Origin of the sequence: Rhizobium mongolense USDA 1844, from assembly GCF_000419765.1 — a bacterium.
Lineage (GTDB): Bacteria > Pseudomonadota > Alphaproteobacteria > Rhizobiales > Rhizobiaceae > Rhizobium > Rhizobium mongolense.
The window spans coordinates 30,419-47,024 of the sequence record NZ_ATTQ01000003.1 but is presented as its reverse complement, the minus strand read 5'-3'; the positions used below and the strand labels follow the sequence as shown (position 1 = coordinate 47,024).

The following is a 16,606-nucleotide window of genomic DNA, read 5'->3' as shown; positions in this document are numbered from 1 at the left end:
GTTTAAGCCGACAGATATTTCCTAGCGACCCTCAAAACCAGCGTTTCTGGGGTTTCAAATCCGGTCCGTCCTTCGTTTTTTACAGCCGACACACCTTCCTATTCAGTCGAGTCGAAATCGTGCTCGCTGCTATTGAGCATCGCGGCAAGCGTGTGCAAGCCGCTACCGAGTTGATCCATTGTTGGCGCCGCCAGCGCGAGCCTGACGGCGTTCGGCGCATGGCCGGGCGTCACGGCGAAGGTCGTCGACGGCGTCAACGCGATGTCGCGCCGGGCCGCAGCAGCGACGAAACTCTGTGATCGCCAGTGCGGCGGCAATGTCAGCCATAGATGATAACATTTCGCGTTGGCCTGGATCTCGAAACCCGAAAGACGATCGGCCGCCAGGCTTTGGCGCGCTTGCGCGTCGAGGCGCTTTAGCCTGGCAAGCTCGGCAATAGTGCCGTCGCCCATCATCCGCTCCGCCGCCGCAAACGCGAACCCCGATGCGGTCCATCCACCCGAACGCACCGAGGCCATCACGCCTTCTCGCAGCCGCGGCGGCGTCACGATGAAGCCCAGTGTCAAACCCGGCGCAGCCTTCTTGGAGAGGCTGTCGATGACAATGCAGCGATCCGGCGCGATAGCGGCAAGCGGCGGCTCGTCATCGAGGAAGCCGTAGACATGGTCCTCGATGATTGGAAGATCGAGATTCTCGACGACCTTCAGGAGGTCGACCCGGCGCGCCGAGGTCATCGTCATGCCCAACGGGTTCTGGATCGCCGGCTGAATATAGATCGCCGAGAGATGGGCCTCGTGATGCGCCTTTCGCACAGCGTCAGGCCGTACGCCGCCTTCGTCCATCGCCAGCGGTACCAGCGAAATACCTAGCCGGGCTGCGATGCCCTTAATGAAGGGATAGGTCAGGGCCTCCACGCCGCAACGGCCACCCGTGGGAACGACGGCCGCGAGCGCCGCGGCGATGCTCTGCCGCCCATTGCCGGTGAAGACGAGCTGTTCCGGATCGGGGGACCAGGCGCCCTGCGAAAGGTAGGCGGCCGCAAGGTTTCGGACCGCTGGTGTTCCAGCGCTGGTCGCCTGTCGCAATGCGGCATCGAGCGCAGCCGGCGTCTCCAGACCGTCCAGACTTTTCGCTATGAGCGCGGTCTGACCCGCAAGCACCGGGTAGTTGAACTCGAAGTCGATCCGGATGCCGCGTGGCTCGCTTGGCGCCGCCGCGCCGCGCCTGGCCTCCCCGGAGATGAAGGTGCCCCTGCCGACTTCGCCAACGACAAGCCCGCGGCGCAATAGCTCGGCATAGACGCGGCTCGCCGTCGAGGCGGCGATCTTGCGCTCGTAGGCAAAGCTGCGCTGCGGTGGCAGGCGGTCGCCGGGTTTGAGCGTGCCATCGGCAATCTCAGCGGCGATGGTGTCGGCCAGCTTCAGATATTCGGACTTCGACATTATTGCACCGAGTTCAATGTTTCCATTGCACCGAGACTTTATCGGAGCATACTGTCTACGTCAACCGGATTGCACCCGGCACTACCAACGCCTGCAGTCAATGAGCACCCGGCCGCGCTTCACAAGCGCTTGTGCCGACGGCGTCGCATTGCCGCAGAGTAACCACTGGAGAACAGAAAATGTCTACAATGCTGTCAACCATCATCCGGCCCGCAGAAGAAATCGCTCGCTTTCTCGTCCGCCGCGCCGCCATTGCGAGGCTTTGCGAACTCGACGACGACGCGCTGAAGGACATCGGTCTCGCACGTTCCGAGATCGAAGCGGCGGCCTACGGTCTCATGACCGCTTCCAAGCGGGCGAGGCTATCATGATAGCCTCATCGGTTGCGCCGGACCTGACGGCGGCCACGGTCCTCGTCGCCTTTGCCGGCGTGTTCCTGATCTGCTTCATGAAGGGCGCATTCGGCGGTGGATTCGCCATTGTCGGCATTCCACTGTTGTCGATCGTGATGGATCCGGTGACGGCCGGCGGCCTGCTCGCACCGTTGTTTGTCGCGATGGATCTGTACGCGCTGCGCTACTGGAAGGCCTCGACCTGGTCGAGGCCAGACCTCGTCCGGTTGCTGCCTGGACTGCTGATCGGCATCGGGCTCGGCTATCTGCTGTTCCGCTTTCTGGATCATCACGCCATCGCGATCATCATAGCGGTTGTCACCTTGATGTTCGTCGGCCTGTGGCTTGCCGGAGGCGGGAAGGTGGCGTTCCGGCAGCGATCGACGCCGAAGGCGATCACCGCCGGTCTCACCTCTGGAATTACGACGATGGTGGCGCATTCGGGCGGACCGCCCCTTGCGATGTATCTGTTGCCCCTCGGCCTCAGCAAGGAAGTCTATGCGGGAACGACGAGTCTGTTCTTCACTGTCGGCAACGCGACCAAGGCCGTACCATGGCTGCTTCTGGTGAGACCCGCGGGCAGCGACTGGACGCTGATGGCGATTTGCCTGCTCGCCATTCCCAGCGGCGTTTGGCTCGGCTGGCGGATTCACGGCATGCTGGACCAGCACCAGATCTATCGAGCCTGCTACGGATTGCTGGTGGTGACTGCGTTGAAGTTGTTGTGGGATGGCGTCTCCGGGTACCTCGGGTGAGTTCCTCCCGCCGGATCGTAAACGGCGTCGCGCTTGAAAGCATCATTGCCGGCTTCAACGGCCGGCGATGATACCCCCATCCTGGCGCCGAAAACCAAAACCTTTCATCACTGATACGATCACGCCATGCACATAGAAGTTTCCCGTCCCACCCGCGCGTGTCGCTCCGTATCAACCGCGCAGGCGGTCGCTGAAATCGACACTTGCCGCGATCATTGCCGGCTTCGCCGGCAGGGAGTGTAGGCGAATCGGTTGCGACGATTGCCCCGTCCGTCGCCTTTCAGAACCGCGTACAAACGGGCCGCTCGCCTCGGCGACCCACCGCAGTTCGTTAGTTCATGCCGCCCGGCCGGAGAGTTTAGCCTCCGTTTCGATCGAGCGCGACCAACTCCGTAGCGCTCCTTCAGGTCAGATAAGCCCGAGCGCCAAACCTGGGTCCATTGTTCAGCCCCTGTCTTTACCTTCCCGTCTTTCCGGGAAGGGTGCCCGAGCCTCAAGCCAAAATCCTACTTGCCTTAAGATGAGGTAGTCGCCCGTATGTCCCGAATCGACGGATATACGACATTTGAGACGTGCAAGTCTTGTCCTAATATCGGGGCTAGAAATTCCAACCTGATGGAGATTGTGATGACTGAGCACTCGAATGGTACCGCACTTATCACTGGGGCTTCCTCTGGTATCGGCGCGATTTATGCCGATCGCCTGGCGCGCCGCGGCTATGACCTGATCCTCGTGGCCCGCAACAAGGCGCGCCTCAATGCGCTCGCGGAGCGCCTCACCAACGAGACCGGTCGCGGTGTAGAGGTGGTCGCGGCGGATCTTGGCAACAAGGATGATCTCGCCCGAGTCGAGAGGGTGCTTCGGACCGACGCCAGCATCACCACACTGGTCAACAATGCCGGTGTCGGCGCGACCGCTCCGCTGCTGGCATCCGATGTCGACAAGATGGAAGAGATGATCACGCTGAACGTCACCGCGCTGACGCGGCTGACCTATGCTGCGGTGCCCGGCTTCGTGAAGCGTGGTACCGGTGCGATCATCAACATCGCCTCGATCGTCGGTATCGCGCCGGAACGGCTGAACGGAGTGTACGGCGGAAGCAAGGCCTTCGTGTTGGCCTTCAGCTTGTCGCTCCAGAAGGAGCTTGCTGAAAAACATATCCGCGTCCAGGCAGTGCTTCCGGGGGCTACAGCGACCGATTTCTGGGACATTGCCGGCAGGCCCCTGGAGCATATGCCCAGCGAGATGGTCATGTCCGCCGAGGACATGGTGGATGCCTCGCTTGCCGGCTTCGACCTCGGCGAGCGGATCACCATTCCGTCGCTTCCGGACGCACGCGACTGGGAGGCTTACGAAGCGGCGCGGCAGAAGCTCATGCCGAGCCTCTCCCTTAGCACGCCTGCCGCCCGATATAGAGCTTCGGGCAATACACTCCCAACCGTCAAAGACCGCACGCATTGAAACGTACGTTGACGGCATTCCGTCGATCCTCGAAGCAAGGAGAATGATCATGTCGAGATTCTATTCGATAATTGGCAAGCGCAATCGCCTTTCCGCCTATGCATCGGCTGGAGCGATCGCAATTTTTCTTCCCGCGGTCGTGGCTCACGCCGAAACGAGCTCGCCTGCGCGGAGCGGCGTCGAGTTCGCACAGGCTTCCATAACGGGTGCGTCAGAAGCCCGGCCTGCTGTCGACGAAACCATCCGTCCATTCCAGTTCCATGCAACCGATGAGGCGCTTGCCGATCTCAAACGGCGAATCAAGGCAACCAGGTGGCCGGATCGCGAGCTGGTCATGGACGACTCTCAGGGCGTGCGACTTGCCACGATGCAGAAGCTTGCCGACTGTTGGGCCAACCAGTATGACTGGCGAAAGGTCGAGGCGAGGCTGAACGCCCTGCCCCAGTTTGTGACGAATATCGACGGCGTCGACATCCACTTCATCCATGTGAAGTCGAAGCACCCGAACGCGCTGCCGGTCATCATCACCCATGGCTGGCCCGGTTCGATCATAGAGCAGCTGAAGATCATCGATCCGCTGACCAATCCTACAGCGCACGCCGGCACGGCAGCCGATGCGTTTGACGTCATAATTCCATCAATCCCCGGTTACGGCTTTTCCGGTAAGCCCACCGAACTCGGCTGGGACCCGCAGCGTGTCGCCCGGGCCTGGGCCGTTCTGATGAACCGCCTGGGTTATAAGAAATATGTCGCGCAGGGCGGCGACTGGGGTGACGCCGTCAACGAGCAGATGGCGCTACAGAAGCCTGCAGGGCTGCTTGGCATCCACACCAACATGCCCGGCACGCTTCCCGACAACATTTCAGCGGCGCTGGCCGGCGGTCCGCAGCCGACGGGCCTGACGGGCGACGAGGAGTATGCGTGGAAGCAGCTCGATTTCTTCTACAAGCACCGTGTTGGCTATGCACAGGAAATGGGGGCTCGGCCACAGACACTCTACGGCCTGGACGATTCGCCCATCGCCCTTGCCGCGTGGATGATTGACCATGATCCGGAGAGCCAGAAGCTGATCGGCCGCGTCTTTGACGGGGCTTCTGAAGGGCTGACGCGCGATGACATCCTCGACAACATCACGCTCTACTGGCTGACTAACACGGGGCTGTCTTCGGGGCGCCTCTTCTGGGAGAGCAAGCTCGCATTCTTCGCTCCCAAGGGCGTTACCATCCCCGTCGCGGTGAGTGCTTTTCCTGACGAAATCTACACCGCTCCCCGCAGCTGGACCGAGAACGCCTTCCCAAAGCTGATCCACTACAATCGACTGCCGAAAGGCGGGCACTTTGCGGCCTGGGAGCAGCCGGAGATCTTCGCCCAGGAGCTCAGAGCCTCGTTCAAGTCACTGCGCTAATCGCTTTGAAAAACCACGGCGCGCTCGGCGCCGCTTTCCCAGCCACGAGGAGAAAACCATGACCAGTGCAACCAAAACCTCTACAACCGACCTGAAACTCGAAGTTGTCGTTATCCCCGTCTCGGACGTCGACCGCGCAAAGCGCTTTTATGACGGTCTGGGTTGGAGGCTCGACGCCGACTTCGCTGTCGGTGACACATTCCGGGTCGTGCAGTTCACACCGCCAGGCTCGCCGAGCTCGATCCATTTCGGCACGGGGTTGACGTCGGCCGCACCCGGCTCGGCAAGCGGGCTCTATCTCGTCGTGTCGGATATCGAGGCCGCGCGCGCCGAACTCATCGGTCGTGGCGCCGACGTGAGCGAGATCATCCACCGCGCCGGTCCTGGACAGCCGCCGGTCAGCGGTCGCGATCCCGAGCGGCGCAGCTACCGCTCCTACGCCTCGTTCAGCGATCCGGACGGCAACGGATGGCTACTCCAGGAAGTCACCGAGCGATTGCCCGGTCGCGTGGATACGGACATCACGACGTTCACCTCGTCGACCGAGCTCGCGGCAGCGCTCCGGCGTGCGGCGGCCGCGCACGGCGAGCACGAGAAGCGAACGGGCGGCAGGCATGATGAGAACTGGCCGGACTGGTACGCCGACTACATTGTACAGGAGCAGGCCGGCAAGCCGCTGCCGTCATAAATCTCGGCGATGACGTCTACGGGTACGCAATCTAGCGAAGGCCGGAGTGCGTACCGCCCGCTCCTTCTCACCTGCGTGGCGACCCCGCAACAAGGCCGGAGTGGCAAAGTCGCCGGTGGCTTTACGGCCGCACAGCGCGTCTGAGATTACGACGAGGCCGACGGCATCCGGTTTCCGAAGAAGCGCCGCGCCTTTCTCCGGGCGCGCCATTGCACGATAACGTCATCGAAGATCCGCCGCTGGTGTCAATCGATCTGAGCAACGTCCGGTAGGACACAGGACTTTTTGCGATGGCGTAAATGTGATATATACTGCAGTTACAGACAAGGGTGGTGCGTCATGCACAAAATCGGCTACGTCGTCTTTCCAGGATTCCAGCTCTTGGGTTTTGCAGCGGTAACTGCCTTCGAGATGGCCAATCTCCAGCTTGGAGAGCCGGCCTACCAGATAGAGCTGCTTTCGCAAACCGGCGGCGAGATCAAGTCGTCCGCTGGCTTTGGGGTCAACACCAAAGCCTTCGACGACCGCACGCCTTACGACACCGTGATATTCGGAGCCGGCACGACGATCGAGCCGGTGACACCCGGGCTGATTGAATTTGCGCGTCACTCCCTGCAAACCGCGCGACGGCTGGCCGCGCCCTGTACCGGCGCCTTCATCCTTGCGGAATCCGGATTGTTGGATGGGCGGCGTGCGACGACGCACTGGTTTTTTGCACGCCAACTCCGGGAGCGCTTCCCGGCTGTCAGGGTCGAGGAGGATCGCATCTTCATCGTCGACGGTTCCGTGTGGACGTCGGCGGGGATGACAGCGGGCGTCGACCTAACCCTCGCCATGATCGAGAAGGACCATGGCCAGGACGTCGCTCGCTCGGTCGCACGCAAGCTGGTGGTCTACCACCGCAGGGCCGGCGGCCAATCGCAGTTTTCGGCGCTGCTCGAACTGGACCCGAAGTCGGACCGGATCCAGAAATCCGTAGAGTACGCCAAGGCCAACCTGCGCAGCGTTCTGTCGGTTGAGGAGCTCGCGGATGCGGCGGGCTTGAGCGCGCGTCAGTTCAGCCGAGCCTTCCGGTCAGAGACCGGTCAGTCGCCCGCCAAGGCCGTGGAGAACCTGCGCGTGGAGGCGGCACGGCTGATGATGGAACAAGGTCGCCACTCCATGGACGTGATCGCGGAGGAAACCGGCTTTGCCGATAGTGATCGCATGCGCCGGGCTTTTCTGCGGACGCTTGGACAGCCGCCCCAGACGATCCGGCGCAACGCCCGCGAAAGCGCAATGGCTTCCTGAATGAGGAGAGCGTGAGAAGATCGCCACCGGAGATGGGACGATTTAGCCGCCCTACCGGTGTCGACGTGGAGGCCACGGACCGGTCCGAGGTCAAGAGCATGATGGCAACCGCATGACCCGCTTCGTGGATCGCGAAACGATAGCGCAGATTGATTGGTAAGGGAGGACGGTTGCTCCGGATCCCCTCCTCGATGTCATCGTAGCGGATAGCCCGCTTGCCGCGGAGGCCTTCTTGCGCGCAGACGATGAAAGATCGTTTCGGGCTCAGAGAGTTTTCCGTGTTTGTCAGCGGCCGACTGGGCTATGAGGCGACAATCTGGGAACCAGACCTGGAGGGCCATCTCATCAAGAGGTTCAACGATCATTACGATCTGGTCAGGCAACCACTCGGCATGGGATGGGACTTTGTAAACGGATACGTGGAGAGACATCTCTGAGCGCGGCGGTGCCGCCGCCACTTTGTATGGTCTAGGTTGCATTTTCGCCGACCCGCATGCTGCCTTCTGAGCGTTGATGCTCCGCCCAAACGCGTTTGACCTGGCTTTCACTGCATCCTGCGAGTTTAGCAGTGCGAGCGATGCTGTTTCCGCCCGTTCGCAGGGCGACGATTCTTTCGTGTGTCGCCGTGTCCGCCTGTCGGCCAGCGTATTTGCCGTTGATCCTGGCTCGATCGATGCCCTGGCGCTGGCGCTCACGCCGATCCTCGAAATCGTCACGAGCGACCTGCAGGGCGAGTTTCAGCAACATCTCTTGCACCGACTCGAGGACGATCTTCGCGACCCCCTCAGCGTCGGCTGCGATATCGCTCAGATCGACAATACCGGGCACGGCAAGCCGTGCGCCCTTCGCGCGGATTGTGGCAACGAGCTTTTCGGCCTCTGGCAACGGCAGGCGGCTTATGCGGTCGATCTTCTCCGCAATGACAGCCTCGCCGGCTGAGGTCAGAGATGAGGCGTAGCAGCTCCGGCCGATCGGCGCGAGCACCCGACGCCTTTTCGCGGTAGACGCCGGCGATGTAATATCCGGCCGCTTTGGCTTGGCCTACCATCGCCTCTTGGCGAGCCAGGTCCTGTTCTTCGGTGCTGACCCGCAAATAGATACGCGCGACGACGCAAACTGGGGATTTCTCGCCTATTCATGCCTTACCCGCGACGTGCTCGTCTTCGTATTCCAGCACGCGCGCTGCTTCGGGAATCAGGGCCAGCCGCTTCGAACTGTTGCGGAGCCGCTTCGTTTCGACGGCATTGAATCGGCTCACCGCTATTCCAGCGAACGCAGACGGGCGAGTGCGTGTCTGGCGTCATTGACCATGTCGCGCACGACATCCCCTGCGGGACGAACTTGCTTGATTTGACCGCAGACCTGTCCCGCGTACAGCGCTAGGGGTTCCATTTCGCCGGACATGCCGCGCAACGGTGAGTGAGTGCTGAAGCGGTAGACCGCGTCGTCGCCGTCGCGGGCGATGACTTCGAGCGGAAAATCATCGGGACCATGTCCGAGTAAGTCGTTCTCATATTGCTTGGTGACGCTGTTTTCGATCGTGCGGACCGGGGACTGCGGCGGCCAGCCTATCGCAAACACGTCGTTGTAAATCGCGTCCTCCGAGGCGGCGTCGATGACACGCTGCTTATGATAGTCGTGTGCGTAGCATTCGTCGGTCGCCAGAAAAACCGTTCCGCAATGGATGCCTTCAGCACCCAGCGCGAGGGCCGCGACCAAACTCGCCCCTGAACCGAACCCTCCGGACCCGACGACCGGCACACTCACCGCGTCGACCACCTGGGGAAGGAGAACCATCGACGTCACCTTGCCACGAACGTGACCACCCGCTTCGACACCCTGGCAAATGATTGCATCAGCCGCGGCGCGTTCGGCGGCAATCGCATCGGCGACGCTTCCAACCTGATAGAGAACCTTGCAACCTGCTGCGCGCGCTCGGGCGACCAAATCCGGCCTTACGTCCCAGAAGAACACGATTACCTTGACCCGTTCAGAGAAACAAACCTCCAACTCCTCCTCCAGGAGAACCGGATCGGTGACGGAGGGAACGAGATTGACGCCGAACGGTCGATCCGTTCTGCCCCTCACCGCCTCGATCTCGCTCCTGATCAACTCTGGCTTCTCTTTGACCATGCCGATGCAGCCGAACGCCCCGGCCGAGCTGACCGCCGCACAGAGTTCGGAGCGACCCGGCCCACCCATTCCGGCTTGGATGATGGGATAATCGCAGCCTAGCACCTTGGTGAGACGCGTATGCACCGGTTGAGACATGCTGGGCATCCGGAAGCCCTCCGCTATCAGTTGGCCAAAGCAAGGAATTCGCAGTAAAGCTCCTCGCCGTGGTCAAAAGCAACAGGCCTCGCTCGCCGCACTACGTGGCCTTGGCTGCAATTCATTCTTGGAATTTATGGCGGCTACTTCGGCGGCGCGGTCGGTTTGATGATGATTGCGGCGTGGAGTCTATTGCAGGACATCGAGATCAAAGCCCTCAATCCGCCCCGGATGTTATTGGTGAACGCAGCAAACGGCATAGCTGTTGTGGTCTTCGTGATTTTTGGAGCTATCAGTTGGCAAGACCGCGGCCTGAACGTCCCGAGGCCCTTGCCGCCGAGGAAGCTGGCCAGCTCAAAGGTCAAAGCGCACGCACGAGTATAATGTTCGAATTCACCACCAACCTTGTTCGGGGGGAGCAGCACAATCTCGGCAATGCCCTCTAAATGCTCCCCACAGCGCGAACTTCACTGTCGGAAAACTTAAAGCAAGTTCGGCACCACCGCACGAAATTCGTCAGTCGCTCGCCGCACCTGCGAATAGAGTCGCTCGTTTGGCTCAGTCGCCGAAGCCGGCGAATCCACGACTGCTAGCACGGCTCCATCCCTTAAATCATCGCTTGGGCCTTCGGCCGATCAATTTCGGCGATAGCGATTCTTACCCCGGCAGCTCGACGTAGGGTCCCGGCATACAGGTCCTGGGTCGCAGGCCCAAAGACTATCCACATGCGTTGGAGCAAAAATATTTCCAACGGCACATCCAAATGGAATGACCTGTCTTTCTCCCGAGGGTTAGGCCGCATAGAAATCTGCCTTGCTGCACTCGCATGTCAGAGCGCGCTGTTTCGAGAAGGTTCCGCAAGCAGTTCGATGAAAGCTTCCATTTCAGATCACATCCTCGCGTCTGCCGGCGCGCTCTTCTACCGCGAAGGTATCCGCGCTGTCGGCATCGACCGCATCATCGAAGAAACCAAGGTTGCCAAGGCAACGCTCTATCGGCATTTCCCGTCCAAGGATCATCTCGTGGCCGCCTATCTTCATGACCGTCACGAGCGGGTCATCCGCTCTCTGGAAGAGGTCCTGAACGAAGTCCCGCGCCCGCGGGATCAGCTCAATCTCATCTTCGAGCGGCTGCATGAAAAGGCGGACAGCCCGGAGTTTCGTGGATGCGCGTTCGCCCTGGCAGTGGCCGAGCACGGGGATTCAGAACGCGTTGTTACCGTCGCGCGCGCCCATAAGGCGGCCGTCAGCCAGATGTTTGGCGCGCTGATGGAAAGGGCGGGTCTCGAGACGGCCCAGCCGGCCGCTCATCTTTCCCTTCTTTACGAGGGCGCTCTGGCGACAGTTGCCGTCGGGCGCGATCCCCAGGCTGTGCTGACCGCCAGGGAGTGCGCGCTTTTTGTATTCGACGAAGCGCGTCTTTCAATGAGGTCCTGAACAGGCGGAACATGGCAAAGGTTATTGATTACTTCTTCGGTATCGGCTCCCCTTGGGCTTACATCGGCCTAGATGCCTTTTCGGAACTCGCGTCCAGGCATGACGCCGTGATCCGACCGCACGTCATCTCTCTCATCGAAGACAACGGTGGCATTTATTCGCGCAACAGGCCGGAAGCCCGGCGTGCCTACTGGACCAAGGACCTGAAGCGATGGGCAGTCCTGCGCGGCAAGACGCTGAACTTCGAAAATCGCGTAGCCCTGTCCGATCCCACGCCCGCCGGCTTCACGGTCATCGCTGCCATCGAGGACGGCTTGGACTGGCTCGGGCTCACGCGCGCTCTGCAGACAGCATTCTGGACGGACGCGGCGGATATCGGCCGGAGCGAGGTGCGTCAGGCAATCGCCAATTCGATAGGGATCGACGGGACAAAGCTGGAAGAACGCGCCCAGGCCGAGGCCACCCAATCGATCTGGAGATCCAACATCGAAAACGCCAGGACCGCCGGCGTCTTCGGCCTCCCGACGTTTCGTTACGAAGACGAGCTCTACTGGGGGCAGGATAGCCTGCCCTTCCTTGAGCGCCACCTGAACGGCGAGAAGATCGCCGTCTGACAGCTAGCCTGGTGAGACTTGGTGCCGGTCAATCTGCATCCGTGCCTGATCATGACGGCATGGCACGATTTCGGCTGACACGGTCACCACCGAAGGAGGAGTGAACGATGGGCATCTTATCCGTTGAGCTATCGGGCCAATTGCTGGCAAGGTTCGGTGATCGCTTCTCGATCTCGAAGGCCCTGCGCGAGCAGCATGGCCGCGGCGAATCCCATCACACGCCGGCAATTCCGGATGCCGTGGTATTCGCGCAAAGCACTGACGACGTGGCCGAAGCCGTCCGGCTCTGCGCTGCGGCAGGCGTGCCCGTCATCGCATTCGGCGCGGGAACTTCACTCGAGGGGCACCTGAGCGCGGTGCGCGGTGGCGTGTCGATCGATCTTTCGCAGATGTCGCAAATCATTCGTGTCAGCGCCGAGGATCTCGACTGCACCGTCCAAGCCGGCGTCACGCGCGAGCAGCTCAATGCGCATCTGCGCGACCAGGGCGTGTTCTTCCCGATCGACCCGGGCGCCAACGCTTCGATTGGCGGCATGGCGGCGACACGGGCATCGGGCACCAACGCCGTGCGCTACGGCACCATGCGCGAGAATGTGCTGTCGCTGACCGTTGTACTGCCAACGGGTCAGGTCATTCGCACCGGCGGTCGGGCGCGCAAATCGTCCGCCGGCTATGACCTCACCCGCCTCTTCGTCGGCTCGGAGGGCACGCTCGGCATCATCACCGACGTCACCTTGCGGCTCCAGGGCGTTCCGGAAACCATTTCGGCAGCCCTCTGCTCGTTCGAGAGCGTGGAGCAGGCGGTCGGCGCCGCGATCGCGATCGTGCAGCTTGCCATCCCTATCGCGCGGATGGAGCTGATGGACCGCGCCTGATTGCTGCCGCCAACTCCTATTCCGGCCTTTCGCTGAAGATCGAAGATACCCTCGCCTTCGAATTCCACGGGTCCCCTGCCTCGGTTCAGGAACAGGTCGAGCTGGTTGCGGACATCGTGAAGGATCACGGCGGCAAGGATTTCGAATGGGCGAACGCGCCGGAGGAGCGAAATCGCCTCTGGAAGGCCCGGCATAACGCCTTCTACGCAGTCGTCTCGCAGAGACAGAATGCCAAGGGCTGGTCATCAGATGTCTGCGTTCCGGTATCGGAACTCAGTGGCTGCATCCTCAGGACCCGCGCCCTGTTGCAGGACTGCAGTGTTCCGGCTGCCATTCTCGGCCATGTCGGCGACGGCAACTATCATGTGGTCTTCGCCGTAAATCCCGAAAACAAGGCGGAGCTCGCCGAGGTCGCGGCCATCAACAAGACGATGGTCGAACACGCAATCTCCGTCGGCGGCACGTCGACCGGGGAAACATGGCGTCGGCACCGGCAAGATCGGCTATCTGCGTCAGGAACACGGAGACGCCGTCGAGCTGATGGCCTCGCTGAAGCAAGCCATCGATCCCCAGGGCATCATGAACCCCGGCAAGATCCTGCCGGTGTGAGTGTTGCCGATCTTTCTGCCCTTGTTCACGGGAGACGGTGCGATGGACGGCTTCAAACCCCACAGCTCTCATTGGGGCGCATTCTATGCACGGCATCAGGGCGAAGCCCTCGAAATCCGTCCGCATCCCGCCGACCCCCACCCATCTCCCCTGCTCGGCAACCTGCCCGCAATCGCTCATAGCCCCGCCCGCATCCGGCCCGGCCGTCAGGCGCGGCTGGCTTGAAGGCCGGCCCGAAAACGCCGGGAAACGTGGGAGCGACGGTTATGTCGAGGTCAGCTGGCCGGAAGCGCTCGATCTTGTTGCCAACGAGCTTCGCCGTGTTCACGCCGAAGCCGGACCGCGGGCCATTTTCGGCGGCTCGTATGGCTGGTCCAGCGCAGGGCGGTTTCATCATGCCCAAAGCCAGATCCACCGCTTCCTCAACGTGCTCGGCGGATATGTCAGATCGTTCAATACCTACAGTTCGGGCGCGGCGATGGTCATCATTCCGCATGTGCTCGGTCCTTACGACAGCTTCGACCGAAAGAGCGTCACCTGGGACGCGATCGAACGCAGCAGCGAGCTGATCGTTGCCTTCGGCGGCATGGCGGTCAAGAATACCGATGTCCATGGCGGCGGCATCAGCCAGCACGTCGTGCGCCCGGCGCTGAACGGCGCCCGTGCGCGCGGCGCGCGCTTCGTCCTCATTAGCCCGCTCAAGGATGATATTGCGACCGATCTGGCGGCTGAATGGCTGCCGGCATCCCCGGAACCGATGTCGCCCTCATGCTCGCGATCGCTCTTGTGCTCGTCAAAGAGGGGCGGCATGACCGGGAGTTTCTTGACCGCTATACGACAGGCTATCCACGCTTCGAGGCTTATCTGCTGGGACACGAGGATGGCGTCGAGAAGAACCCGCAATGGGCAGCCGGCATCTGCGGTATCGCTGCCGACAAGATTGTGGATCTGGCACGCCGCATGGCGAACGTCCGAACCCTGATCACCGTCAGCCATTCCCTGCAGCGCGCTGACTACGGCGAACAGCCGGTCTGGATGGGGATCGTGCTGGCGGCCATGCTCGGTCAGATGGGCTTGGATGGCGGCGGCTTCTCCTATTCGCTCGGCGCCCTCGGCAACATCGGCAAAAGCCAGCTCGCCGTTCCCCTGCCGACGCTCAAGCAATTCCACAATCCGGTGCCGGATTTCATTCCCGTCGCACGGATCGCCGACATGCTGCTGAACCCGGGCGAACCGTTCCACTACAATGGCCAGGCTCTGCGCTATCCTGACATCCGCCTTGTCTATTGGGCCGACGGCAACCCGTTCCATCGTCATCAGGATCTCAACAGGCTTCGCCAGGCGACGATGGCGGCCCTGCGCGCGCATTCCGGGCCGATCCGGAGGCCAATCCGCTGCCTACGCCATCGGGCAAGATCGAAATCTTCTCTACAAAGGTCGATGTCGAGCGCTTTGTCGGGGAGTTGCCGCCCGTGCGCATTCTCGACGGAACGACGTTCATCGACGAATAGACCAACAAGGGCGTTACCTTATCGGGCGAACGGCCACCGGAAATCCTGATCCTCCTGCTTCAGATTGCGCTGATAAAATAATCTACAAATTTGGTAGAAAAAGAACAACCAGTCTTTCTCGAAACCGATCCGCTCACATAGGCTCCTCTTCATAATCAGCCCCGGCAACCAAACAGGACCGCTTCATGAACGACCGCTCTTTCCGCCCTTTTCTTTCCCGGCGTCGTCTGCTGACCGCCACCTCTGCACTGGCATTTGCCGCTCTGGTCGCGACAGCGAATGTAACCCCGGCATTGGCTGAAGACGGAGCGCATGATGGCGGAGACGTCGTCTTCCTGATCGACTCCCTCGGGGACACCTGGATTCCTAACAACAGCGCGATCTCCAGCTTTCAGGGCCATATCTGGGGCCATGTGACCGACAAGCTTCTCTATGTCGATGCCGACGGCAAGGTCAGCCCGTGGATCGCCGAGCGCTGGGAGCAGAACGACAATGCGACTGAATTCACCCTGCATCTGAAGAGCGGCGTGACCTTCTCCGATGGCAGCCCGCTCGATGCGGCAGCCGTCGTCGCAAATCTCGACATCTGGTATGCCGGGCGCAAGAGCGAGGGCATCAATCCGATCGGCCTGTTCCCCAAAACCTATGATCATGCCGAAGCCGTCGATGCGACAACCGTGAAGGTCTTCTTCAAGAAGCCGACCCTGGGCTTCATTCCGACGCTCGGCTACCACGGCTCGATCCTCATTTCCCCGAAGACCATCGCCTCGCCGGCAAGCGTCCAGGCGGACTTGAGCAAGACCTCCGGCAGCGGCCCTTATGTCGTCGGGTCCTGGAAGGAAGGCGACTACGTCAAGCTCGCCAAGCGCAAGGACTACAACTGGGGCCCGGCAGCGGTGGGCCAGACCGGTCCCGCCCATCTCGATACGATCACCTACAAGCTCGTCTCGGAACCGTCGCTGCGCGTTGCGGCAGTCCAGTCCGGCCAGGCCGACGTCGCCTACAATGCATCGCCTCAGGAACTCGAGTCCCTCAAGTCGGAAGGCCTCACGGTGGCAACGCCGCGTTATCTCGGCTTCGTCAACGGCTGGGCGATCAACACCAAGCTTGCCCCCTATGACGACGTGAAGGTTCGCCAGGCGCTTCAGGCCGGCATCAATCGCCAGGAAATCATCGACACCATCTATACGCCCGACTGGAAGCTTGCGACGTCGTTCATCCAGAGCAACGTTCCGGGTGCGACCGACCAGAGCGCGCTCCTCGCCTACAATCCTGAAAAGGCGGAGAAGCTTCTCGACGAGGCAGGCTGGAAGAAGGGCCCGGACGGCATCCGCGTCAAGGATGGCAAGCCGCTGTTGCTGACGCTGAACTCGAACCCGTACCTCGCGACATCGAAATCGATCGACGAACTGATTTCGCAGCAACTCGGCAAAATCGGCTGGAAGGTCGATATCCGCGCCTATGACGTCGTCACCTTCGGCCAGAAGGTGAAGTATGGCGGCGCGGGAGTGCCGGCATATGAGGTGACGCGCTCCTTCATCGACGCCGGCACCGTCGCCGGCATTCTGACCAACGCCAACAATGGCGAGAACTGGTTTGCGCTCGACGAGAGCGACAAGACCCTCAACGATCTGCGCGACAAGATCGCCGGCGCCGGCTCCATCGAAGCCCGCAAGCCGCTTCTCGACGAATTGCAGAAATACGTCCTCGACCAGGGCTATTTCATTCCGCGAACGCAGATCGTCCAGCGCATCTACGTGCAGTCGCCGAAGCTCAAGGGCGAGGTCTACAACGGCGTCGCCTATGCCAGCTACTACACCGCGACGAAGAGCGAATAGCCCGGCCATTCAACAGACA

The 16,606-nt window shown here is 61.4% G+C and carries 15 protein-coding genes and 4 pseudogenes; 14 read left to right on the top strand and 5 right to left on the bottom strand.

Annotation, left to right across the window (positions count from 1 at the left end; translation table 11 throughout):
- Positions 1-98: 98 nt before the first annotated feature.
- Positions 99-1,442, bottom strand: coding sequence for an aminotransferase-like domain-containing protein (locus A3C3_RS0105870; RefSeq protein WP_022713687.1), 1,344 nt, complete (start codon positions 1,440-1,442; stop codon positions 99-101).
- Between the two features lie 179 nt (positions 1,443-1,621).
- On the opposite strand from A3C3_RS0105870, the gene A3C3_RS0105865 reads away from it, so the two are divergent.
- The 6 genes from A3C3_RS0105865 (at position 1,622) to A3C3_RS0105840 (ending at position 7,433) form a co-directional block, all read left to right on the top strand.
- Complete coding sequence (locus tag A3C3_RS0105865) at positions 1,622-1,813, top strand: DUF1127 domain-containing protein (protein WP_022713686.1); 192 nt, start codon at positions 1,622-1,624, stop codon at positions 1,811-1,813.
- Positions 1,810-2,589 carry a sulfite exporter TauE/SafE family protein gene (locus A3C3_RS0105860; RefSeq protein WP_022713685.1) on the top strand — a complete coding sequence of 260 codons (780 nt, stop codon included), beginning with the start codon at positions 1,810-1,812 and terminating at the stop codon, positions 2,587-2,589. Before A3C3_RS0105865 ends, A3C3_RS0105860 begins: the two co-directional genes overlap by 4 nt.
- A gap of 627 nt (positions 2,590-3,216) precedes the next feature.
- Positions 3,217-4,050, top strand: a complete 834-nt coding sequence (locus A3C3_RS37760; protein ID WP_022713684.1) for an SDR family NAD(P)-dependent oxidoreductase — start codon at positions 3,217-3,219, stop codon at positions 4,048-4,050.
- A gap of 49 nt (positions 4,051-4,099) precedes the next feature.
- The gene (locus tag A3C3_RS0105850; RefSeq protein ID WP_022713683.1) at positions 4,100-5,455 is read left to right on the top strand and encodes an epoxide hydrolase family protein; all 1,356 of its coding nucleotides are present in this window, start codon (positions 4,100-4,102) and stop codon (positions 5,453-5,455) included.
- A 58-nt stretch (positions 5,456-5,513) separates the two neighbouring features.
- The gene (locus A3C3_RS0105845) at positions 5,514-6,143 is read left to right on the top strand and encodes a VOC family protein (protein ID WP_022713682.1); all 630 of its coding nucleotides are present in this window, start codon (positions 5,514-5,516) and stop codon (positions 6,141-6,143) included.
- Positions 6,144-6,482: 339 nt separating this feature from the next.
- Positions 6,483-7,433, top strand: a complete 951-nt coding sequence (locus tag A3C3_RS0105840) for a GlxA family transcriptional regulator (protein WP_022713681.1) — start codon at positions 6,483-6,485, stop codon at positions 7,431-7,433.
- 468 nt (positions 7,434-7,901) lie between these two features.
- Here A3C3_RS0105840 and A3C3_RS48470 read toward each other — a convergent pair whose 3' ends face one another.
- Positions 7,902-8,012 (bottom strand): hypothetical protein, encoded by a 111-nt coding sequence (locus tag A3C3_RS48470; RefSeq protein ID WP_425337552.1) that lies wholly within the window; start codon positions 8,010-8,012, stop codon positions 7,902-7,904.
- A gap of 36 nt (positions 8,013-8,048) precedes the next feature.
- Between A3C3_RS48470 and A3C3_RS48465 the strand changes: the two genes are divergently transcribed.
- Positions 8,049-8,372 carry a hypothetical protein gene (locus tag A3C3_RS48465; protein WP_425337553.1) on the top strand — a complete coding sequence of 108 codons (324 nt, stop codon included), beginning with the start codon at positions 8,049-8,051 and terminating at the stop codon, positions 8,370-8,372.
- Positions 8,373-8,424: 52 nt separating this feature from the next.
- Here A3C3_RS48465 and A3C3_RS48460 read toward each other — a convergent pair.
- From A3C3_RS48460 to A3C3_RS0105820, 3 genes and pseudogenes are all read right to left on the bottom strand, one after another.
- A pseudogene (locus A3C3_RS48460) lies at positions 8,425-8,481 on the bottom strand (hypothetical protein); the annotation flags it as partial.
- A gap of 87 nt (positions 8,482-8,568) precedes the next feature.
- Complete coding sequence (locus A3C3_RS47870; RefSeq protein WP_267903808.1) at positions 8,569-8,691, bottom strand: hypothetical protein; 123 nt, start codon at positions 8,689-8,691, stop codon at positions 8,569-8,571.
- 2 nt (positions 8,692-8,693) lie between these two features.
- Complete coding sequence (locus A3C3_RS0105820) at positions 8,694-9,704, bottom strand: NAD(P)H-dependent flavin oxidoreductase (protein ID WP_198019849.1); 1,011 nt, start codon at positions 9,702-9,704, stop codon at positions 8,694-8,696.
- Between the two features lie 114 nt (positions 9,705-9,818).
- Between A3C3_RS0105820 and A3C3_RS46700 the strand changes: the two are divergent.
- The 7 genes and pseudogenes from A3C3_RS46700 to A3C3_RS0105780 all read left to right on the top strand — a co-directional run.
- Positions 9,819-10,007 (top strand): annotated as a pseudogene (locus A3C3_RS46700) (sulfite exporter TauE/SafE family protein); the annotation flags it as partial.
- On the top strand, positions 10,001-10,150 hold the full coding sequence (locus A3C3_RS45030; protein WP_156890773.1) for a hypothetical protein: 150 nt from the start codon (positions 10,001-10,003) through the stop codon (positions 10,148-10,150). The pseudogene A3C3_RS46700 and the gene A3C3_RS45030, both read left to right, overlap by 7 nt.
- A gap of 423 nt (positions 10,151-10,573) precedes the next feature.
- Positions 10,574-11,140, top strand: coding sequence for a TetR/AcrR family transcriptional regulator (locus A3C3_RS0105805; RefSeq protein WP_022713676.1), 567 nt, complete (start codon positions 10,574-10,576; stop codon positions 11,138-11,140).
- An 11-nt stretch (positions 11,141-11,151) separates the two neighbouring features.
- Complete coding sequence (locus A3C3_RS0105800) at positions 11,152-11,754, top strand: 2-hydroxychromene-2-carboxylate isomerase (RefSeq protein ID WP_022713675.1); 603 nt, start codon at positions 11,152-11,154, stop codon at positions 11,752-11,754.
- Between the two features lie 107 nt (positions 11,755-11,861).
- Positions 11,862-13,238 (top strand): annotated as a pseudogene (locus A3C3_RS41190) (FAD-binding oxidoreductase).
- A gap of 42 nt (positions 13,239-13,280) precedes the next feature.
- Positions 13,281-14,582, top strand: a pseudogene (locus A3C3_RS41185) (molybdopterin-dependent oxidoreductase); the annotation flags it as partial.
- Between the two features lie 352 nt (positions 14,583-14,934).
- The gene (locus tag A3C3_RS0105780) at positions 14,935-16,587 is read left to right on the top strand and encodes an ABC transporter substrate-binding protein (protein WP_022713672.1); all 1,653 of its coding nucleotides are present in this window, start codon (positions 14,935-14,937) and stop codon (positions 16,585-16,587) included.
- The last annotated feature ends 19 nt before the right edge of the window (positions 16,588-16,606 follow it).